The organism is Holdemania sp., assembly GCF_986127675.1.
On the sequence record NZ_CFQZWI010000151.1, the window covers coordinates 1 to 4,681 of the forward strand.

Sequence of the window (4,681 nt, forward strand, 5' to 3'; positions counted from 1 at the left end):
ACGACAATGCCCTGATCGTTAATTTTGAGGAAAAGCTGGCCGCGATTGACAGCCTGAGCGACGAGCAGCGTCAGCGCTATGCCAACGAGAATGAAACGCTGATGAAGGAAACCTATCTGCCAAGCTACCGTCATGTCCGGGAAGAACTGGAAGCCTTGCGCGGCAGCGCCAAGGGGCAGGGCGGTCTGGCGGCAGCGTATGGCGAGCAGGGACGCGCTTATTACCAGCTGTTGATGCAAGCCAAAACGGGAACCGATCAGACGATCATGGAGCTGGCCAGTGAGCTGGAGAATTTCCTGATTCAGAAGCTGCAGCGCATGCAGACGCTGGCCCAGCAGGATCCAAGCCTGCTGGAGAAGCTGGAAGCTGTGGAATTCCCGACCGTCGAAGCGGCGGAGCTGTTAGCGGAATTTGAAAAGAAAATGACGGAAGTGGTGCCGGAAATTCCCTCGATCCGCTATACCGTCAGCTTCCTTGATGCCAGTATCGCCAGCGAGAATACGATCGCCTACTATCTGATCCCGCCGCTGGATCAGAAAACGGAAAATATCATGAAGGTCAATCCCGCCTATGCCGACAAGGCCGAAACGCTGTGGACTACGCTGGCGCACGAAGGCTTTCCGGGACATTGTTACCAACATAACTATTTTCAGAATACCGATCCTCACCCGATCCGCCGTGTCCTTTCGGAAACTGCCTACGCGGAAGGCTGGGCTGAAATCATCGCGCTGGAAGCTTACCGCTGGCTGGGCATCGACGATGAAAATCTGATCGAAGCCCTGCAGATCAACGCGATGTTCGGCTACTATCTGCAATCCCTGTGCGATATGGGGGTGAATGGCTTAGGCTGGAGTGAAGCGGATTTGACAAGCTATCTGAGCAATTTCGGCTATGAAGACGCAACGGCACAGATTTATCCTCAGCTGGTTGCCAACCCAGGTGTGCTGCTTCCATACGGCGTGGGTGAAATGAAGATGGAACAGCTGCGCGATCAAGCCCGCGAAGCCCTGTCGGATCGGTTTGATCAGAAAGTCTTTTACAGCGTGATTCTGGATAACGGTCCGCGTCCGTTTGACTTGATTGAACAAGACGTTCAGACGTATATCCAATCCCAGAAATGAGGGATGTAATGAGAATCCGTCAAGCCAGTCCGCAGGATGCCCAGGGTCTGGCAGAAGTTCACGCACTGAGCTGGCAGGCCGCGTATGCCGGGCTGATCGACCCCGAATTCCTGAAAACCCGCACCCTTCAGCGCAGCTTGGAAACGTTTAAGCGAAATGGCTGCGCGGAGATCTGGCTGGCAGAACAGGCGGACAAGATCGTTGGTTTCTGCCGGATCGGCAGGGAAGAAAACAACGGTGAACTGCTGGGCGAGATCGTGGCGCTGTATCTGCTGCCCCAGTTTCAACGTCAGGGGATCGGCAAGCAGCTGATGCAGGCAGGAATTGATCAGCTGCGCCAGCGCGGCTATTCCATAATTGTCCTGTGGGTTCTCAAGTCGAATGTCCAGGCCCGCCAGTTTTATGAACACTGCGGATTTACGGCCGAGCCTGTGGAAAAGACGTTAGACATGGGTACGCCGCAGATCGTTGTGCGGTACCGGCTGACCTGCGAATCTTAATGCAAGGATTTTGAAAATAGAGTAGAATAAGAAGGAAAGAAAAGGAGCGAACAAATTATGGGTTTAATTCAAGGTAAAATTACGATGGCCAACGGAGCGGAAATTCCGTTTGAGCTGTATCCGGACGAAGCGCCGATCACCGTCGCCAACTTCGTCAAGCTGATTAAGGAAGGTTATTACAACGGCAAGACTTTCCACCGCGTCATTCCGCATTTCGTTTCCCAGGGCGGCTGCCCTTACGGCACCGGCGCGGGCGATCTGGGCTACACGATTCCCTGCGAAACAAAAAACAATCCGCACAAGCATATCGCGGGCGCGATGTCGATGGCTCACCGCGGCAAGGATACCGGCTGCTGCCAGTTCTTCATCTGTCATGATCCGCAGCCGCATCTGGACGGCGTGCATACGGTCTTCGGTCAGGTGACGGACAACCTCGGCGCTGTCCGTGCCATGCGCAACGGCGATGTCATGACCAAGGTGGAGATCACTGAAGAATAATCAATCTTTAATTTAACTCTGCTTCTCCCAAAGCAAGGATTTCGGGAGAAGCAGAGTTTTTCTTTGGCCGAGTCTGATTTCCTTCTTGCCGGCAGTTATATTCCTAAGTTTTCAGGCATCATAAAAAATATATATCAAAAAATGAATAAATTCATGAAAAACTTGAAATAAACAATGTATTTATTATCTGTAAAAATTGATTATGATAGAGGATGTAATTCCTATTTAATTGAAATTAGTAGAAATGAAAAAATGATAAATTTATTTTTTACCTCCTTCTTTCGCAATAAATGTTATTTGAAATTTCTACTTATCTTTAGTTTACGTAATAATTCTTCGTTCTCTTTTTCAGCTATTCTTTCAAAATTATTTACCTGCAAAAATATTATTGCCATATATGGGAATAATCTGGAAACCACGTTGCTATCATAGAACCGCAAAAAACAAAAGAAAGGAAGCTGAACTATGGAATACGTCACATTGATATCGAATAGAATTCGGGAATTATGCAAACAAAGAGGGAATATTTCATTCTACAAATTATCCGAAATGTCCGGTGTGAGCACGTCCACTCTGGAGAACATCATCAAAGGACATACCAAGAATCCGGGAATCGCGACGATTCACCAATTAGCGTTAGGTTTTAATATGACCATCGCTGAATTCTGTGATTTCGAGGAAATGAACATGTATGAATTCGTCGAGGAGGAAAGCGAAGTCGCCGGCTGACGTCGGGCTTTTAACAGGAATCCAACGAAAAGGCAGTCTTTTTCAGACTGCCCTCGACTTGGATTTTTTCAGCATGCGATTTTCTTTCCTGATCTTTTTCTTCAGCTGTTTTTTCTCTTTCTCACTTAACGGATAATCCAGAGAGTAGAGATGAGCGTCCTGATATTTAATCTTCTTGTCATATTTGACCACCGCTACCCACTTCAGCTTGTGCTCCAGCTTGGATTTCTTCGGCCGCAGATACAACAGTGCCGTATCGAGAATTTCATATTTCTCATTCATAAAGTCGATCCGGGCGATCGGTGTCTGCCACTGTCCGGAATAAACGACCAGTCCTTTGACGACAAGGAAGGAATTCTGAATGGTCGTGCTGTCAAAGCTGAACTCCGCCTGTTCGATCTCTTTCAGATCGCCAGTCAGCTTATCCGCGTTGCGCTTGCCGATCAGTTCGTTGCGCTCCATCAACAGTTCCACGATCCACGATAAGAACAGAATGACAACCACAATCGGAATGATGAACCAGGCATACTGACTCTGTAAGAACAACACAATCTTTCCCAGGAAAGGAACGTGCATGACGTAGATGCCGACGATGTCCTGACGGTATGTTTCGTAATCATCTAATCCTTCATAAGCATAAGCCTGAGTAAAATAACGTAGTCTACCATTATCCTGCATTTCGGTTTTAGCTAACGTATGTGTCAAGACAATGTCTTCACCCAGCCGGTTTGCATGGAAGGTAATGATTTTCCCGGGGATTAATTCATCGTCCGAATTTATTTTTCTGGATAACACTAACGAATAGGTTGGAATCTTTGGCTCCATACTTCCGGTAAGGACAGTGTAGAATTGAAAACCGGTCAGATTGATCATGGTATCGGGAAAGAATAACATGCCCAAGATATAACACGACAAGACAAAAGAAATAAATCGGAATACCCAGTTTACTATTTTTGGTTTCACTTTCAACTTTTTCTTTGTCCCCATATTAACATCTCCGCAGTTATCTCTATTTTATCAGTATTCAGGTTAGAATCAAAGATACTTTTAAAAAAGCCATCCGAAGATGGCTTTTTAATTGCTAGTTTGTTTTTCTGCTAAAGATGCTTTAACTTCCACTGTTAAATTTTGTCCTCCAAGTACATTTGCGCTATTCTCATCTGGAGTAACAGTAATGTTAAATGTTTGATTATCTCCACTTGCGTCAGCTTTATTATTTACAGTTCCATCAATATTCACTGCAACATTATCAACAGGTGTTTCCCCGTTTTTAACTACTGGCTCAAATGTCCATTCAGCAGTTTTTCCAGTTGGCACGTCGTTTGCTTTAACAGTGATAGAAGTACTGTAAGTAAGATCCCCTCCAATCGTGTCGTTTGTTGTTGGCTCTGCTAATGATGCAGTTACTGTTATTGGCGTTCTAATGGAGATTGTTTTAGCGCCCGTTGTAGCTTCGAGTTTATCCCATGCTGCATAAGACCCCGTGGTCGCCGCGACGATCGCCGCACCGGTCATGAAACCAAGAATCGCTTTTTTCTTCATTATAATATTCCTCCTCTTAATTAGAATATGTTTACATCTTTATTATAATGGGGAAAAAGAGGAGAGAGTAATACCAATAAAGTATAGCCTGGTTATGCTTTTTGTGAAAATATACCTTAGTAAAATAACGTTATACCGCAAGTGATGAACAAAACAAATCCAGAAAGAGCTTGGCTTCGTTGGATAAGGTATGCCGCTGGCGTTCGATCCAGACCAAATGACGAGAGACATTGCCCGTTTGCTTATGTGTGATAAAGAAGCAATAGAAGTGCAAAAAATTTTGCCGTTCCT

At 45.9% G+C, this 4,681-nt stretch carries 6 protein-coding genes; 4 read left to right on the forward strand and 2 right to left on the reverse strand.

Annotated features, from left to right (window positions below; all coding sequences use genetic code 11):
- The 4 genes from AC5OW4_RS14460 to AC5OW4_RS14475 all read left to right on the forward strand — a co-directional run.
- Positions 1-1,121: DUF885 family protein (locus AC5OW4_RS14460; protein ID WP_493677138.1), on the forward strand; the 1,121-nt coding region annotated here is incomplete at its 5' end.
- An 8-nt stretch (positions 1,122-1,129) separates the two neighbouring features.
- Positions 1,130-1,621, forward strand: coding sequence for a GNAT family N-acetyltransferase (locus AC5OW4_RS14465; protein WP_493677139.1), 492 nt, complete (start codon positions 1,130-1,132; stop codon positions 1,619-1,621).
- A 57-nt stretch (positions 1,622-1,678) separates the two neighbouring features.
- The gene (locus AC5OW4_RS14470; RefSeq protein WP_072683661.1) at positions 1,679-2,119 is read left to right on the forward strand and encodes a peptidylprolyl isomerase; all 441 of its coding nucleotides are present in this window, start codon (positions 1,679-1,681) and stop codon (positions 2,117-2,119) included.
- 465 nt (positions 2,120-2,584) lie between these two features.
- On the forward strand, positions 2,585-2,848 hold the full coding sequence (locus AC5OW4_RS14475) for a helix-turn-helix domain-containing protein (RefSeq protein ID WP_308560235.1): 264 nt from the start codon (positions 2,585-2,587) through the stop codon (positions 2,846-2,848).
- A gap of 42 nt (positions 2,849-2,890) precedes the next feature.
- On the opposite strand, the gene AC5OW4_RS14480 is transcribed toward AC5OW4_RS14475, so the two are convergent.
- Both AC5OW4_RS14480 and AC5OW4_RS14485 read right to left on the reverse strand, forming a co-directional pair.
- Entirely contained in the window at positions 2,891-3,835 is a 945-nt protein-coding gene (locus tag AC5OW4_RS14480) for a S24/S26 family peptidase (protein WP_493677140.1), read from the reverse strand.
- A gap of 87 nt (positions 3,836-3,922) precedes the next feature.
- Entirely contained in the window at positions 3,923-4,390 is a 468-nt protein-coding gene (locus AC5OW4_RS14485) for a hypothetical protein (RefSeq protein ID WP_493677141.1), read from the reverse strand.
- Positions 4,391-4,681 lie beyond the last annotated feature (291 nt).

Bases quoted from the DNA above. Each gene is read 5' to 3' on its own strand.
- AC5OW4_RS14465 (WP_493677139.1), top strand. From the start codon at position 1,130: ATGAGAATCCGTCAAGCCAGTCCGCAGGATGCCCAGGGTCTGGCAGAA.
- AC5OW4_RS14470 (WP_072683661.1), top strand. From the start codon at position 1,679: ATGGGTTTAATTCAAGGTAAAATTACGATGGCCAACGGAGCGGAAATT.
- AC5OW4_RS14475 (WP_308560235.1), top strand. From the start codon at position 2,585: ATGGAATACGTCACATTGATATCGAATAGAATTCGGGAATTATGCAAA.
- AC5OW4_RS14480 (WP_493677140.1), bottom strand. From the start codon at position 3,835: ATGGGGACAAAGAAAAAGTTGAAAGTGAAACCAAAAATAGTAAACTGG.
- AC5OW4_RS14485 (WP_493677141.1), bottom strand. From the start codon at position 4,390: ATGAAGAAAAAAGCGATTCTTGGTTTCATGACCGGTGCGGCGATCGTC.